The sequence below is a fragment of the Thermocatellispora tengchongensis genome (assembly GCF_014202315.1).
Taxonomy (GTDB): Bacteria; Actinomycetota; Actinomycetes; order Streptosporangiales; family Streptosporangiaceae; genus Thermocatellispora; species Thermocatellispora tengchongensis.
Genome location: NZ_JACHGN010000001.1, coordinates 136,482 through 151,942 on the forward strand (window position 1 = coordinate 136,482; position 15,461 = coordinate 151,942).

At 71.8% G+C, this 15,461-nt stretch carries 14 protein-coding genes; 4 read left to right on the forward strand and 10 right to left on the reverse strand.

Annotated features, from left to right (window positions below; all coding sequences use genetic code 11):
* Nucleotides 1–40: 40 nt before the first annotated feature.
* Nucleotides 41–985 carry an NADP-dependent oxidoreductase gene (locus HNP84_RS00635; protein ID WP_185047339.1) on the forward strand — a complete coding sequence of 315 codons (945 nt, stop codon included), beginning with the start codon at nucleotides 41–43 and terminating at the stop codon, nucleotides 983–985.
* A 74-nt stretch (nucleotides 986–1,059) separates the two neighbouring features.
* On the opposite strand, the gene trpS is transcribed toward HNP84_RS00635, so the two are convergent.
* From trpS to HNP84_RS00655, 4 genes are all read right to left on the reverse strand, one after another.
* On the reverse strand, nucleotides 1,060–2,103 hold the full coding sequence (gene trpS, locus HNP84_RS00640; RefSeq protein WP_221335714.1) for a tryptophan--tRNA ligase: 1,044 nt from the start codon (nucleotides 2,101–2,103) through the stop codon (nucleotides 1,060–1,062).
* Nucleotides 2,104–2,257: 154 nt separating this feature from the next.
* Nucleotides 2,258–3,316: a fatty acid desaturase family protein gene (locus HNP84_RS00645; protein ID WP_376771805.1), complete on the reverse strand. Its 1,059-nt coding sequence runs from the start codon at nucleotides 3,314–3,316 to the stop codon at nucleotides 2,258–2,260.
* Between the two features lie 113 nt (nucleotides 3,317–3,429).
* Nucleotides 3,430–4,281, reverse strand: coding sequence for an HAD family hydrolase (locus HNP84_RS00650; protein ID WP_185047340.1), 852 nt, complete (start codon nucleotides 4,279–4,281; stop codon nucleotides 3,430–3,432).
* Nucleotides 4,282–4,283: 2 nt separating this feature from the next.
* Entirely contained in the window at nucleotides 4,284–4,427 is a 144-nt protein-coding gene (locus HNP84_RS00655; protein ID WP_185047341.1) for a hypothetical protein, read from the reverse strand.
* A 214-nt stretch (nucleotides 4,428–4,641) separates the two neighbouring features.
* Between HNP84_RS00655 and HNP84_RS00660 the strand changes: the two genes are divergently transcribed.
* The gene (locus HNP84_RS00660) at nucleotides 4,642–5,403 is read left to right on the forward strand and encodes a TetR/AcrR family transcriptional regulator (protein ID WP_185047342.1); all 762 of its coding nucleotides are present in this window, start codon (nucleotides 4,642–4,644) and stop codon (nucleotides 5,401–5,403) included.
* A 74-nt stretch (nucleotides 5,404–5,477) separates the two neighbouring features.
* Here the strand turns inward: HNP84_RS00660 and dnaB are convergent, their stop codons facing one another.
* Nucleotides 5,478–7,892, reverse strand: a complete 2,415-nt coding sequence (dnaB, locus tag HNP84_RS00665; RefSeq protein ID WP_486401718.1) for a replicative DNA helicase — start codon at nucleotides 7,890–7,892, stop codon at nucleotides 5,478–5,480.
* Nucleotides 7,893–8,978: 1,086 nt separating this feature from the next.
* On the opposite strand from dnaB, the gene HNP84_RS00670 reads away from it, so the two are divergent.
* The gene (locus HNP84_RS00670; protein ID WP_312923275.1) at nucleotides 8,979–10,268 is read left to right on the forward strand and encodes an MATE family efflux transporter; all 1,290 of its coding nucleotides are present in this window, start codon (nucleotides 8,979–8,981) and stop codon (nucleotides 10,266–10,268) included.
* Between the two features lie 195 nt (nucleotides 10,269–10,463).
* Nucleotides 10,464–11,966, forward strand: coding sequence for an APC family permease (locus HNP84_RS00675; RefSeq protein WP_185047344.1), 1,503 nt, complete (start codon nucleotides 10,464–10,466; stop codon nucleotides 11,964–11,966).
* On the opposite strand, the gene HNP84_RS00680 is transcribed toward HNP84_RS00675, so the two are convergent.
* From HNP84_RS00680 to rpsR, 5 genes are all read right to left on the reverse strand, one after another.
* Complete coding sequence (locus tag HNP84_RS00680) at nucleotides 11,963–12,706, reverse strand: amino acid ABC transporter ATP-binding protein (RefSeq protein WP_221335715.1); 744 nt, start codon at nucleotides 12,704–12,706, stop codon at nucleotides 11,963–11,965. The genes HNP84_RS00675 and HNP84_RS00680 overlap by 4 nt on opposite strands.
* Nucleotides 12,703–13,584: an amino acid ABC transporter permease gene (locus HNP84_RS00685; RefSeq protein WP_312923278.1), complete on the reverse strand. Its 882-nt coding sequence runs from the start codon at nucleotides 13,582–13,584 to the stop codon at nucleotides 12,703–12,705. Before HNP84_RS00685 ends, HNP84_RS00680 begins: the two co-directional genes overlap by 4 nt.
* 155 nt (nucleotides 13,585–13,739) lie before the next feature.
* Nucleotides 13,740–14,630, reverse strand: coding sequence for an ABC transporter substrate-binding protein (locus HNP84_RS00690; protein ID WP_185047345.1), 891 nt, complete (start codon nucleotides 14,628–14,630; stop codon nucleotides 13,740–13,742).
* A gap of 104 nt (nucleotides 14,631–14,734) precedes the next feature.
* On the reverse strand, nucleotides 14,735–15,181 hold the full coding sequence (gene rplI, locus HNP84_RS00695) for a 50S ribosomal protein L9 (protein ID WP_185047829.1): 447 nt from the start codon (nucleotides 15,179–15,181) through the stop codon (nucleotides 14,735–14,737).
* Nucleotides 15,182–15,203: 22 nt separating this feature from the next.
* Nucleotides 15,204–15,440 (reverse strand): 30S ribosomal protein S18, encoded by a 237-nt coding sequence (gene rpsR, locus HNP84_RS00700; RefSeq protein WP_030452635.1) that lies wholly within the window; start codon nucleotides 15,438–15,440, stop codon nucleotides 15,204–15,206.
* Between the last annotated feature and the right edge of the window lie 21 nt (nucleotides 15,441–15,461).

Sequence of the window (15,461 nt, forward strand, 5' to 3'; positions counted from 1 at the left end):
GGTCATAGCCGTTCGGCAACCGACGAAGGAGACGGAACACATGCGTGCTGTGGTGGTTCGCGAGTACGGCGGCCCGGAGGCCCTGCGGATCGTGGAGACCCCGCTGCCCGAGCCGGGGCCCGGCCAGGTGCGGATCAAGGTCGAGGCGGCGGCGGTGAACATCGTGGACGTCGCGACCCGCATCGGCATGATGACCTCGGCCGGGCTGGTGGCCGCGCGGCCGGAACACGGCCTGGGCTGGGACGTCGCCGGCACGGTGGACGCCTCGCAGGTGCCGGGGTTCGCCCCGGGCGACCGGGTGGCGGCGCTGTCGGACCGGCTGGACCGATCGACGGCGGCGTACGCGGAGTACATCGTGCTCGACGCCGGCGCCGTGGCCCACATCCCCGGCTCGCTCGGCTTCGCCGAGGCGGCCACGATCCCGCTGAACGGGCTCACCGCGCTGCAGGGGCTGGACCTCCTCGCCGGGTTCGGCCTGGCCCCCGGTGACACGCTGCTGGTCACCGGCGCCGCAGGGGCGGTCGGCGGCTACGCGGTGGAGCTGGCCGCGCTGCGCGGCCTGCGCGTGGTCGCGGTGGCCGGTCCCGACGACGAGAAGCAGGTACGCGCGTTCGGCGCCGAGCACTTCGTCCCGCGCCAGGAGGAGCTGGGCGAGGCCGTGCGCGCGGTCGTGCCCGGCGGCGTGGACGGCGCCCTGGACGCGGCGGCGATCGGCGTACGGGCACTGGACGCGGTGCGCAACGGGGGATCGCTGGCCGCCGTGCTCGACCACGCCGCCCCGCCCGCGCTGCGCGGCACCCGCGTCGCCAAGGTGTGGGTCCGCGCCGACGGCCGGCAGCTCGCCGAGCTGATCCGCCTGGTCGAGCAGGGCAGGCTCACCACCCGCGTCGCCGGCACCCTGCCCCTGGCGCGCGCCGGCGAGGCGCAGGAACGGCTCGCGGCGGGCGGCGTACGCGGCCGGCTGGTGCTCCTGCCCCAGGTGTAGCCGCGCGCCGCCGCCCGCTCGTCGAGGACGGCGCGGTGGTCACGCGCATCCGCGCCGGTGCGTGACCCCGGCCTTCACCCCACCGGCACCCCGCAGGCGCGGCGGAACCCGGCGTAGATCCCGTTGAGCCCCATCGCCTCGCGCATGTCGTGCACGGTCTGCCGGACCACGGCCCGCGTGCGCTCGGTGCCCTCCACGATCAACCGCTCCACGAAGCCGTCGCGCGCCTCGTACTCGGCCCGCCGCTCCCGCATCGGCTCCAGGAACGCGTTGATCGCCGCGGCCAGCTTGGTCTTCACCTCGACGTCGCCGACCCGGCCGGCGCGGTAGCGCTCCTTGAGATCGGCCACCTCGGCCCGGTCGGCGTTGAACGCGTCGTGGTAGACGAACACCGGGTTGCCCTCGACCCGGCCAGGGATGTCGGCCCTGACCCGGTTCGGGTCGGTGTACATCGCCATGACCTTCCGGCGCACCTCCTCCGCGGAGTCCGACAGGTAGATGACGTTCCCGATGCTCTTGCTCATCTTGGCCTGGCCGTCCGTGCCGACCAGCGTGGGCACCTCACCCGGCACCAGCTCGGGCACCGGGAACGTCTCGCCGTACAGGGCGTTGAACCGGCGCGCGATCTCCCGCGCCACCTCGACGTGCGCCGCGTTGTCCTTGCCGACCGGCACCGCGTGCGCCTTCACGCACAGGATGTCCGCGGCCTGGAGCACCGGGTAGCCGAGCAGGCCGTACGGCATCTCCTCCTTGCCCGCGTCGCGCGCCATGTCCTTCAGGCTCGGGATGCGCTGCAACCGCGGCACCGTCACCAGGTTCTGCAGCAGCGTGTTGATCTCCGCGACCTCGGGGATCGCCGACTGGAGGTAGAACACCGACAGCTCCGGGTCCAGCCCCGCGGCCAGCCCGTCCAGCACCATCTCGCGGGCGCGCGCTCCCGCCGCCGCGATCTCCTCGCGGCTGTTCTTCGTGGTCAGCATGTGCAGGTCGGCGATGATGAAATAGCTCTCGTACGCCCGCTGCAACGCGCGCCGGTTCACGATGCTGCCCACGTAGTGGCCGAGGTGAAGCCGCCCGGTCGGCCGGTCGCCGGTCAGCATCCGCTGCTTGGTCGTCATCAGGTCTCCCGTGTGTGGGGGCCACCCCGCGGACAGGACCCGGCGACGACGAACGGGCCGTCCGAAGGGACGGCCCGCGGTTCATGCGCGTCTCGGCGACCGTCCTAGGACGGCCACCACCAGTTCTGCGAACGCAGACGCGACGCGCGGCAGGTCATGAATCCACTGTACCCGAGCGCAGCGGCGCGCCGATCTCGTGCATGTGCCGCAGCGCCCGCGCGTACGACTCGATCAGCCCGCACTCCTGGTAGTCCACCCCGATCTCCGCGCAGTATGCCCGCACGATCGGCCGCGCCCGGCGCAGGTTCGGCGCCGGCATGCTCGGGAACAGGTGGTGCTCGATCTGGTGGTTCAGCCCGCCGAGCGCGATGTCCATCGCGAGCCCGCCGGTGACGTTCCTGGAGGTGAGCACCTGGCGGCGCAGGAAGTCCAGCCGGTCGTCGCCGGTGAGCATCGGCATGCCCTTGTGGTTGGGCGCGAACGTGCAGCCCAGGTAGACGCCGAACACCGCCTGGTTCACCGCCACGAACGCCAGCGCCATCCCGAACGGCATCGCGCTGAACACGGCCACCAGGAACAGCACGACGTGCCCGGCCAGCAGCGCCCCCTCGATCCCGCGCCGGCGATACCCCGGCCGCGCCAGCGCGCGGAAGCTGCTCACGTGCAGGTTCACCCCTTCCAGGGTGAGCAGCGGGAAGAACAGGTACGCCTGCCACCGCCCGATGAAGCGCGACACCCCGCGGCTGCGCTCCGCCTGGCCCCGCGACCACACCAGGACCTCCGGGCTCACGTCCGGGTCGCGCTCCTCGTGGTTGGGGTTGGCGTGGTGCCGGGTGTGCTTGTCGGTCCACCAGCCGTACGCCATGCCGATCAGCAGGTTGCCCACCAGCAGCCCGGCGATCTCGGTGGGGCGGCGGGTGCGGAACACCTGACGGTGCGCGAGGTCGTGCGCCACCAGGGCGACCTGGGCGAACACCACCGCGAGGAACGCCGCGACCGCGAGCTGCGCCCACGAGTCGCCGACCAGGAACACCGCGGCCCAGCCCCCGGCGTACAGGGCCCCGACGACGGCGAACCTCACGGCGTAGTACCCCGGCCGGCGATCCATCAGCCCGGCCTGGGCGATCCGCCGCGACAACCGCGCGAAATCGCTGCCCCTCGTTCCGGTCGCATCTGGTCGGTCGGGCGGGTCGAGCGTGACAGTGCTGGACACGGGTCTCCTCACGTCGATGCGACACTTCCGCCCGAAGGGGCGATCTCAAGTGTCGGGAGGATCGCACCTCCCGCGGAATCCCGCCATCACCCGGGCTCATGGTAGGGCCAGCCCTACCATGCACCCCCATCGACGGCCGCGACCAGCTCATCCAGCGACCGGATCACCGTGATCCCGTCATCACCGACACCGTGCCCCCCAGTATGCCCATCGGGACGCCCGTCGCCGTGCCCATCGCCGCGCCTCTCGCCGTGCCCGTCGCCCTGCCTCTCGCCGTGCCCATCGCCCTGCCTCTCGCTGTGCCCGTCGCCGTGCCTCTCGCCGTGCCCGTCGCGGACCAGCCAGTACGCCCGCAGCCCGGCGTCGCGCGCCCCGAGCGCGTCCACGTCGTACCGGTCGCCGACATAGGCCACCTCGTACGCCTCCAGCCCCAGCGCCGCGCACCCCGCCAGGAAGATGCTCGGATCGGGCTTGGCCACGCCATGCTCGCCCGAGCAGACCAGCGCGTCGCCGAAGTGACCGAGCAGCCCCACGGCCCGCAGCTTCCTGCACTGGTGCGGCAGCGAGGAGTTCGACACCACCCCCAGCCGCACCCGGCCCGCGAGCGCCTCCAGGGCGGGCAGCGCGTCCGGGAACACCCCGTACGCCGCCTCGACCTCCTCCCGGACCTCCCGGTACCCCGCGAACCACGCCGCGGCCTGCTCCGGCGACGTCGCCCGCCCCGCATGGGCCAGGAACCGCCGGGCGCGCGCCACCTGCTGCCCCGCGAAGGTCAGCTCCCCGGCCAGGAACCGGGGGTACTCCTCCTCCATGATCCGGTGCCAGAGCGCCACCGCGTCGTCCGGCGTGCCGAACGCCTCCAGCATTCCCTCGGCCGCGAGGTACCGCAGCAGCCCGGCCCGCTCGCACGCCGAATAGGCGAACAGCGTGTCATCGACGTCGAACAGCACCCCGCGCACCGTCATCGCTATCCCGAACCCCGCTGTGAGATGATCAACACCTGGCCGGAGGACTCGGCGCCCCTGCCGCCGCGCCCCTCCTCCTCCCGGTCCGCCACCGGGAACCCGGCGGTCCCGCCCGCCCCGGCCGTGCGGCGGGCGAGCGCGTCCACGTCGTCCGCCTGCTCAAGCGTAATCGAGGCCCCGCGGCCGGCGGCAGGCGCGCCCGCCCGCCCCGTCCTCGCCCCCGCCCTCCAGCACCCGCACGTAGCACTCGATGGCCCACGCACCCGATCCACGTACTCGTTGGCCCGCGCCGCCCGACCGATCCAGGACGAACCGGTGGTTCGCCATCGGTCGTATCGTCGATACATGCCTGGAGGAACCATGGATGACGTCACTCCTGCCGCCGTGCCGGAGGCCGCGGCCGACAAGCGGGAGCTCATCCGCCGGCGCGTGATCGAGGCCGCCGCCGACCTGCTCGCGCGCGAAGGCCGCGACGCGGTCACCACCCGCGCGGTCGCGGCGGCGGCCGGGGTCCAGCCGCCGGCGATCTACCGCCACTTCGCCGACATGGACGGGCTGCTCGACGCGGTGGCCGAGCACGGATACGCCAGGTTCCTCGCGGCCAAACACGCCGCCCCCGCCGCCGACGACCCGATCGAGGACCTGCGTGCGGGCTGGGACCTCGCCGTCGAGTTCGGCCTGTCCAACCCCGAGCTGTACGCGCTGATGTACGGCGAGCCCCGACGCGGCACCACGTCGGCCGCGTTCCAGGCCGGCATGCGGATCCTCGTGGAACGCATCCACCGCCTCGCGGCCGGCGGCCGGCTGCGCGTGGACGAACGCCTCGCGGCCAACCTCATCCACGCGACGGCGCGCGGCGCCGTGCTCACCTGGCTGTCACTGCCCGAAGACCAGCGCGACCCGGCCCTGCTGACCGCCATGCGGGAGTCGATGGTCACCGCCGTCACCAACGACAAGCCCGCCGTGCAGGGGTCCGGCCTCCCGGCCGCCGCCCGCGCCCTGCGTGCCGTACTGCCCGAGCAGACGACGCTGAGCAGCGCCGAGCAGCACCTCCTCGGCGAATGGCTCGGCCGCCTGGCCGGCAGCGACCGGCATGACGCCACCGCACGCCCGCCCGAGTGACACCACCGCACGCCCGCCCAAGTGACACCATCACGCGCCCGCCCGAGTGACCGGCCGAGCCCGCACAACCCCCGTCAGTGCGCGGCCATGTCCACGAACCGGCTGTAGTGCCCCTGGAACGCCACGGTCACCGTCGCCGTGGGCCCGTTACGGTGCTTGGCCACGATCAGGTCGGCCTCCCCGGCCCGCGGTGACTCCCGCTCGTACGCGTCCTCCCGATGCAGCAGGATCACCATGTCCGCGTCCTGCTCAATAGATCCGGATTCGCGAAGGTCGCTCACTTGGGGGCGTTTGTCGGTTCGCTGTTCCGGGCCGCGGTTGAGCTGGGAGATCGCGATCACCGGGACCTCCAGCTCCTTGGCCAGCAGCTTCAGCGCACGGGAGATCTCCGAGACCTCCTGCTGGCGGCTCTCGGTCTTCTTCGGCGAGCTCATGAGCTGGAGGTAGTCCACGATCACGAAGCGCAGGTCGTGGCGCTGCTTGAGTCGTCGGCACTTGGCCCGGATCTCCATCATCGACATGTTGGGCGAGTCGTCGATGTACAGCGGCGCCTCGGCGACCTCGCTCATCCGCCGGGCGAGGCGAGTCCAGTCGTCGTCGTTCATCATCCCCGAGCGCATGGTGTGCAACGGCACCCGCGCCTCGGCCGACAACAACCGCATGGTGATCTCGTTGCGGGACATCTCCAGCGAGAAGATGACCGTGGTCATCCCATGCTTGATCGCCGCGGACCTGGCGAAGTCCAGCCCCAGCGTGCTGTTGTGCGTCGGAATCCAGGTCGGACCGGCGAGGTAGAGGTGGTGTTCGTTGTCCACCTCGACGCACCGGACGGGCACCGACTCGACCGGACGGATGTCGGTGATGTAGCGATAGCGCGCCGCCGGATGCGCGCCGGTGTTCTGCCGCGCGGCCTTCCTGGGCAGCCGGAACACCTTGTCGGCGGGGGTGAAGGTGATCGCGTAGCCGATGGGGCCCGCCTGCGTACGACCCTCGGCCCGATCGGTGGTCATCGTGGCCTGGTAGCCCAGGCTGAGGATCAACTCCCAGGCGTCGTGCGCGAGCCGCTCGCCGGTCACCGCGAGCCGTACGGTGCCGCTCGGGTCGATGTGGCCGACGCCGGTGTCGAGCAGACCGGCCAGGAGCGCCCGCCGCTGCCGCTCCGACGCGCGCAGGTACGCGAGCGGGATGTGCTTGTCACCGAGCACCCCCATACGGCGCAGAACCGCCTCAACACCCCCCTGATCATCGCGGCATCCCCCGCAGAGGGGGTCGGGCTCGGGGAAGTCGAGCCGGTAGAGGATGTCGCCCTGGCGTACGGCCCGCAGGCCCTCCTGCTCGATCTCGCTGACGATCTCAGGATCGGCGGTGGTGAAGCGGGCCTCGTCGCTGTGGCCCTCGCCCAGCCACACACCCAGCGTGTACGGCGGCAGCGGCAGCTCGCGTTCCTCCACCGCGAGGGGCGCGGCGACCGGGACGCCGTGGTCGAGCCGCCGATCCTCCGTTCGGCAGCGGAGTGTCGCGGCGATCTCGGCCGTGGTCTTGACGGAGGCGAATGTCGCCTGGTCCCGCCCCAAGGCAACCCGCTGGGCGGGCCCGCGGAAATCGCCGGTCTCGGTGAGCCACTGGTGCTCGGCGTCGGCCGCGATCACCGTGCCGTCGCTGAACTCGACCTCGTAACAGGGCCGGCCGACCATGACGCCGGTCGCCGCCACGACCCGGGTCGGCTTACCGTCGGCGCCGATGAGGTGGTCGCCCACCTGCACCTCGCCCATCGTCGTCCACCCGTCGGGCGTGGGCAGGGGCGTGTCGAGCGCGAGGGCCTTGCCGATGGCCGGACGCGCCGCGACGACGATCATCTGGCCGGGGTGGAGGCCGTTGGTGAGGGCGTCGAGATCCTGGAAGCCGGTGGGGACTCCGACCATCTGACCGGCGCGGCTGCCGATGGCCTCGATCTCGTCCAGGGCGCCGGGCATGATCTCGGACAGAGGAAGGTAGTCCTCGGACGTGCGGCGCTCGGTGACCTTGTAGATCTCGGCCTGGGCGCGGTCCACGAGGTCGTCGACCTCTTCGTTCTGGCCGCCGTAGCCGTAGGAGACGATGCGGGTGCCGGCCTCGATGAGGCGGCGCAGGACGGCCTGCTCACGCACGATCTTCGCGTAGTAGCCGGCGTTGGCCGCGGTCGGGACGACGGCGGTCAGGGTGTGCACGTACGCGCCACCGCCGACCCGCGCGACCTGGCCGCGCTTCTGCAACTCGTCCATGACCGTGACGGCGTCGGCGGGCTCGCCCCGGCCGTAGAGGTCGGTGATGATGTCGTAGATGATCTGGTGGGCGGGACGGTAGAAGTCGTCGGACCTGAGCACCTCGACGACGTCCGCGATGGCGTCCTTGGACAGCAGCATGCCCCCGAGGACGGACTGCTCGGCCTCGATGTTGTTCGGGGGTGTCCGCTCGAACCCCGCTCCGAAGACCGGCGCCTCTTCGTCCACCGCTCACCCCCTCGATCCGGTGGCCGTCCCACCCCCACTTCTAGACGACCGGACAGACAGTTTCGCGCCGTCCGACCGACTCGGCAACGCGGCCTGTGGACAGACCTGTGGGCAACGTGTGTGTTACTGGCCCGAAGGTGTGAACGGCCTGGGGACAAGCGCTGTGGATAACATCTCCACAGGGGGACGATCATGGCGTCTACCTGCACGAACAGTTTCCACCGGCTGTGGACGAAAGAAAGTCGGGGCAACACGCCGGGCCCGATGAAGATGATCTCTAGGTAATAGGCAAAATAAAGAGATGTCCCTTACGCCGGACCAGCCCCACCCCCTCGCTCCACCGGCCCGCCCAGAGCCCGCCCCCTGCCGAGTCCGGCGCCATGCCCGCCCCCTGGGCAGGCAGGACAGGAGACGGCGCCCCGAGGCGCCCCCGCCGCTTCGAAGCGTTCCCACCGAGCGACCTACCGAGCGACCTACGCCTCACGACGCTCCGGCCAAGGGAGACACGCCCTGGCCCGCTCCCACCGGCGACCCCGCGCTCGTGGACGGTCGTCCCGCTGCGGAACGCACCCTTGTGGACAGTCGCCCGGCCGAGGAACGCACGCCTGTGGACGATCGCCCGGTTGAGGAACGCCCGGCTCGAAGCCGCCTGCTCGACCCCACTCCGCCTCACGGGCGCACGCCGCACAGTGCTCTCGTGGGCGAACTCCACGAGCTCCACGGAGGCCGCGCACGCGGCAACCGCCCCACAGCAAGCGCTCCGGATGATCGGCACGCGGCTCGGAGCCACTTCATGGAGGGCGGCACAGCCAAGGGGCGTCCACGGCGAAGCCGCCCTGTGGAAAACAGCCCGGCCCAGGAGCGCTCGTCTCGCGGCACCCCGAGCACCGCCCCTCCCGCCGAGGACCACACGATGCGAGACCACCTTGCCGAAGGCCGCCGGGCCGAACCGCGGCCGCGCTGCGGCGCCCCGGGGAGCACCCCTCCCCCCGAGGACCACACGACGCGAACCCGCCCTGCCGAAGGGCGGCTGCCATGCGGCCCTGTGCGGGGTGAGGGGGCGTGAAGGGGGTTCGGGGGCGGGGGGTGGATCGGGAGATTCTGCGGTTGGCGGTGCCGGCGTTCGGGGCGTTGGTGGCGGAACCGCTGTTCCTGCTTGTCGACTACGCGATCGTGGGGCGGATCGGGACGTCGGCGGTGGGGGCCCTGGGGGTGGCGGGGGCCGCGTTGGGGACGCTGGTGAATCTGTGTGTGTTCCTGGCCTATGGGACCACGGCGGCGGTGGCGCGGCAGGTGGGGGCCGGGAATCCGCGGCAGGGGATCAGGATGGGGGTGGACGGGCTGTGGCTGGCGGTGGCGATCGGGGTCGGGATCGTGGTGGTGGGGTGGCCGCTGGCGCCGGTCGTCGTGGAGGTGTTCGGGGCGTCTCCGGGGCTGGCGGCGCAGGCCGTCACCTATCTGCGGATCAGCCTGTTCGGGGTGCCCGCGCTGCTGGTCGTGCTGGCGGGCACGGGGGTGCTGCGCGGGTTGCAGGACACCGTGACGCCGCTGGTGGTGTCGGTAGGGTCGTTCGCGCTCAACGCGGTGCTCAACGCGTGGTTCGTGCTCGGGCTGGGGTTCGGGATCGCGGGGTCGGCGTGGGGCACGGTGCTGGCGCAGGGGCTGGGGGCCGCCGTGTACGTCGTGGTGGTGGTCCGGGGCGCCCGCCGGTACGGTGCGCCGTTGCGGCCCGACCTGGCCGGGATCAGGGCCGCGGGGACGGCGGGGTTCGCCCTCCTCGTACGCACGGCGTGCCTGCGCGTCGTGCTGGTGGTCGCCTCGGTGGCCGCGACCCGCATGGGCGACGCCCAGATCGCCGCGCACGCCATCGCGTTCCAGATCTGGACCCTGATGGCCTTCGCCCTGGACGCCATCGCCATCGCCGGGCAGGCGATCACCGGGCGCGCACTGGGCGCCGGCGACGTCGCCGCGACCCGGGCCGCCACCGCGCGCATGGTGGTCTGGGGGGTGGGGTCGGGGGTGGTGCTCGGCGTGGCGACGGCCGTCGCGCGGCCGTGGGTGCCCGCGCTGTTCGACGCGGAGCCGCGGGTGGCCGTGGAGCTGGCCGCGGTGCTGTGGATCGTGGCGCTGCTACAACCGATCGCGGGCGTGGTGTTCGTGCTGGACGGGGTGCTCATCGGCGCCGGGGACCGGCGCTACCTGGCCTGGGCGGGGGTGTGGACGACGCTGGCCTTCCTGCCCGCGGCCGGGCTGGTGGTGTACGCGGGCGGCGGGCTGGTCGCGCTGTGGCTGGCGATCGGGGTGTGGATGGCGGCCCGGCTGGTCACGCTGGGCGGACGCGCGTACGGAGACTCCTGGCTGGTCACCGGCGGATGACCCGTGGCCGCGTCATCGGCGCGTGATTGCGCGGTGCCGATGTTTTGACCAGCACGTAACCGGTGTGCCCCTTGTTCTTACCGAATCGTTTGGGAGAGGGTTGAGCATCCGGCCCGCGGGGCAGGCCGCCCTGGAATCCGCCAACCACTCCGGTCACGAATGGTCTCACCGTTGTCCCCCGAGCGTTCTCCGTCGATGCGGCGCAGGCTGCCGATGGCGGAGGCCGCGGTCCTGCGCACCTCGGCCCGGCACGCGTTGCCGCAGGTCTACCGCAGCGCCGATCTCATCGTGCTGGGCCTGGGCGTGATGATCGGCGCAGGGATCTTCCGGATCGCCGGCGAGCAGGCGGCCGGGGTCGCGGGGCCCGGCGTGATCCTGTCCTTCATGATCGCCGGGATCGCCATGCTGCTCGCGGCGATGTGCTACGCCGAGCTGGCCTCGACCATGCCGATCTCCGGCAGCGCGTACAGCTTCACGTACGTGATCTTCGGCGAGGTGTGGGCGTGGATCATCGGCTGCGCGCTGATCCTGGAGATGCAGCTCGCCGCGGCCGTGGTCTCGCGCGCCTGGTCCCTGTACGCCGCCCGCACGCTCGCCGACCTCGGCGTGCGGGTGCCCGAGCCGCTGGACGGGATGATCGGCCAGGACGGCGGCTTCGACCTGTTCACGCTGTTCATCATCGTGCTGCTCACGCTGATCGTGGCGGTGGGCGCCCGGGTCGGGCTGCGCGCGCTGTGGGTGATCGTGGCGGCCAAGCTGCTGGCCATCGGGGCGGTCATCGTGGTGGGCGTGCTGTACTTCGACGGGGCGAACATCGAGGGCCGCATCCCCGCTCCCGCCGGCCCCGCCCCGCCGGGCACGGACGCGCTGCACACGACCGTGCTGGGGCTGGCGTTCGGCGAGACGCACACCTTCGGCTGGTTCGGCATCTTCGCCGCGACCCCGGCCATCGCCTTCGCCTACATCGGCTGGGACATCATCGCCACCGCCGCCGAGGAGACCGGCGACGCGCCGCGTACGGTGCCCAGGGGGATGATCCGCAGCCTGATGCTGGCCACGGTGCTGTACATCGCCGTGGCCGTGGTCATGGTGGGCATGATCCCCTACACCCTGATGGACCCCGACACGCCGCTCGCCTCGGCGTTCCGGCAGGTCGGGGTGGGGTTCATGGCGCACGTCATCAACGTGGGCGCGGTGCTCGGCCTGACCACGGTGGTGCTGGTCCTGCTGGTCGGGCAGACCAGGGTGCTGTTCTCCATGGCGCGCGACGGCCTGCTGCCGCGCGGGCTGGCCACGCTGAGCCGCTTCCGCAGCCCGTCGCGGGCCACGCTGGTGATCGGGCTGGTCGCACTGGTGCTGGCCGAGACCGTGCCGGTGCTCACGCTGCAGCAGCTCGTGGTGATGGGCACGCTGTTCGCCTTCCTGTTCGTCGCCGCCGGTGTGATCGTGATGCGGCAGAGCATGCCGGACCTGTCACGCGGGTTCCGGGTGCCGCTCTCGCCGGTGGTGCCGATGCTGTCGCTGGCGGCCACGCTGTGGCTGATGCTGAACCTCCAGGTCATCACCTGGATCTACTTCGCGGTGTGGATGGCGGCGGGCTTCGTGGCGTACCTGCTGTACGGCCGCAGGTTCAGCGTGCTCGCGCCCGGCGCGCCCCCGCGGCCCTCGGGCGAGCGGGGACGCCACCGGCGCGGCTAGAGCCTGCGGGAGGCGATGACCGTGCTCAGGAACGCCCGAGTACGCTCGTGCCGCGGCTCGGTGAAGATCTGCTCCGGCGTGCCCCGCTCGCGCAGCACGCCCTCGTCCAGGAAGCACACCGTGTCGGCGATCTCGCGGGCGAAGCCCATCTCGTGCGTGGCCAGGATCATGGTCATGCCGCCCTCGCGCAGCTCCCTGATCACGCCCAGCACCTCGGCGACCAGCGCGGGGTCGAGCGCCGAGGTGACCTCGTCCAGCAGCATGAGCCGGGGCCGGGTGGCCAGCGCCCGGATGATGGCCACGCGCTGCTGCTGGCCGCCGGAGAGCCGGTCGGGGTAGGCGCCCGCCTTGTCGGCCAGGCCGAAACGGGTCAGCAGCTCGCGGGCCTCCTCCTCGGCCCGGCCCCGGGGGACGCCGTGCGCCTTGACCGGGGCCAGGCAGATGTTGTCCAGCACGGTCATGTGCGGGAACAGGTTGTAGGACTGGAACACCATGCCGATGCGCTTGCGGACGGCGTCGGCGTCGGCCCGCGGGGAGGTGATCTCCTCCTCGTCGAGGAAGATGGCGCCGTCGTCCACGGTCTCCAGCAGGTTCACGCAGCGCAGCAGGGTGGACTTGCCCGAGCCGGACGCCCCGATCAGGCACACCACCTCGTGCGGCGCCACGGCCAGATCGACGCCGCGCAGCACGCTGTGGCCGTGGTAGTCCTTCCACAGGTTCTCGATCCGCAGCAGGGTCATGCGCCGCGCCTCCTCGCCGTACGGGCCGCCAGGTAGTCGGTGAACCGGGCCATGGGGATCGTGAGCAGGACGAACAGCAGCGCGGCGGCGAGGTAGGGGGTGTAGTTGAACTTCGAGCTGGCGTAGATCTGGGCCTGGCGCAGCGCCTCGATGACCCCGATGGTGGACACCAGCGCGGTGTCCTTCTGCAGCGAGACGAAGTCGTTGAGCAGGGGCGGCACCACGTTGCGCACCGCCTGCGGCAGCACGACGTACCGCATGGCCTGGGTGTGGGACAGGCCGAGGGAGCGGGCGGCGGCGCGCTGACCGGGGTGCACGGTCGCGATGCCGGCGCGGAACACCTCGGCGACGTAGGCGGTGTAGGACAGCGTCAGCGCGATGACGCCGAGCGTGACCTCGTCGTCGGGGACGCCCTGTAGCCGCAGCGCGGGCAGCCCGAAGCCGACCAGCAGGATCACCAGCAGCGTGGGCACGCCGCGGAACACGTCCACGTACATCACCGCCAGCGCGCGCAGCGGGAAGAACACCGGCGCGCGCAGCTCGCGGACCAGCGCGATCAGCAGGCCCGCGATCAGGATCAGCGGCTCGGCGATCAGGAAGATCTGGACGTTGACCCAGAACCCGGCCACGACGTCGGGCAGCGCCTCGGCGAATGCGGCCGGGTCGAAGAACGCCGCGCGCACCCGCTCCCAGCCGGGCGCGTTGACGACCACCGCCACGACCAGGGCCAGGAAGATGATCGTGGAGGCCGAGGCCACCGACCCGGAGCGGTACGCCCGCCGCCGGCGCAGCCGCTCCCGCTCCACCTGCCGGGCGCTCTTGACCCTGCCGCCCCCCGCGACCGTCCCGGCCGGCACCGCGGACGGCTCAGACGGCACCGCAGAGGGCCCAGACGGCACCGCAGAGGGCCCAGACGGCACCGCGGAGGGCCCAGACGGCACCGCCGCCGCCCCAGACGGCACCGCGGACGGCCCGGCGGGAGTGTCGGGTGGGCCCGCCGGGGTCTCGGGGGACGGCGAGCCCGGTGCGTCCGTCACTTGAGCTCCGGCGCGCCGGCCGCGGAGCCGAGCCACTCGGTCTCGATCTTCCGCAGGTCACCGGACGACTCGACCTGGGCGATGGCCTGGTTGACGCAGGTCACCAGGCCGCTGCCCTTCTCCATGACCAGGCCGAACTCCTCCGGCGTGCCGGAGGCGGCGTCGAACTGGCCCACGATCACCGAGTTCTCCACCTGGGCGGCGGTGACGTAGAACGCGGTCGGCAGGTCCACCACGATCGCGTCCACCTGGCCGTTCTTCAGCGCGTTCACCGCGTCCACCTGCTGGTTGTACACCTTGGGCTGCTCGGTCGTGCGGATCACGTCCTGGACGGCCTGCAGCGAGGTGGTGCCGACCTGGACGCCGATCGTGGCGTCCCTCAGCCCGGCGAGATCGGTGGCGGAGGCGAACTTCGAGCCCTTCACGGCCACCACGGCCTGCTTGACCCGGTAGTAGCCGTCGCTGAAGTCCACGGCCTTGGCCCGGTCGGGGGTGATGGAGACCTGGTTGATGTCGAAGTCGAACTTCTTCGCGCCGGGCGAGAACGCGCTGTCGAAGGCCACGGTGATCCAGTCGACCTCGTCGCGGGTGAAGCCGAGCCTGCCGGCGACGGCGTACGCGACGGCGCTCTCGAAGCCCTGACCGTTGGACGGGTCGTCGTCCTTGAACCACGGCTCGTACGCCGGCTTGTCGGTGCCGATGGTGAGCCGGCCCGGGTTCTTCAGCGGCAGCGCGTCCTTGCTGCACGCGGGGGACGCGGCGGCGGTGCCGGAACCGCCGGTCGCGGGTGTGGCGGTGGTGCCGGATTCGGAGACCGGGGCGCAGGCGGTGGCGACCGCGGTCGCCAGCATGCCGGCCGTGACGAGGATGAGGGGACGACGGACCATGACCCGGCCTCCAGGGGATTTCAGGGAGAATGCGGGGGGAAATTGTAAAGGGCCTCCTCCCTGACGTGGGAGGAGGCCCTTTCAGGCCCGGTGGGGACGCCGCGTCAGGCCGCGACGACCTCGACGTCGAGCTGCGCCGAGACCTCGGGGTGCAGCTTGACCGAGACCCGGTGCGAGCCGATGCTCTTGATCGGGTTGGCGATCTCGATGCGGCGCCTGTCGAGCTCGGGACCGCCGGCGGCCTTGACGGCCTCGGCGACGTCGCCGGTGGTGACCGAGCCGAACAGCCGGCCGGACTCGCCGGCGCGGACCTTCAGCGTCACCTTCAGCGACTTGAGCCGGCCCGCGACCTCCTGGGCGGTGCCGAGGTCGCGGATCTGGCGGGCGTCGCGCGCCTTCTTGATCGAGGCGATCTGCTTCTCGCCGCCACGGGTCCACAGGATCGCGTAGCCGCGCGGGAGGAGGTAGTTACGGCCGTACCCCGGCTTGACCTCGACGATGTCGCCGGGGGCGCCGAGGCCGGAGACCTCGCTGGTGAGGATGAGCTTCATAGCCATAGTCGCGAAACCTCCCTTAGCGCGCGGTGCTCGTGTACGGCAGCAGGGCCATCTCACGCGCGTTCTTGATCGCGGTCGCCACGTCGCGCTGGTGCTGGGTGCAGTTGCCCGTCACCCGGCGGGCACGGATCTTGCCGCGGTCGGAGATGAACTTCCGCAGCAGCCCGGTGTCCTTGTAATCGACGTAGGAGATCTTGTCGTGGCAGAACAGGCAAACCTTCTTCTTCGGCTTGCGCAGTGCCGGCTTGGCCATCGTGGTGCTCCTTTCAGAGCC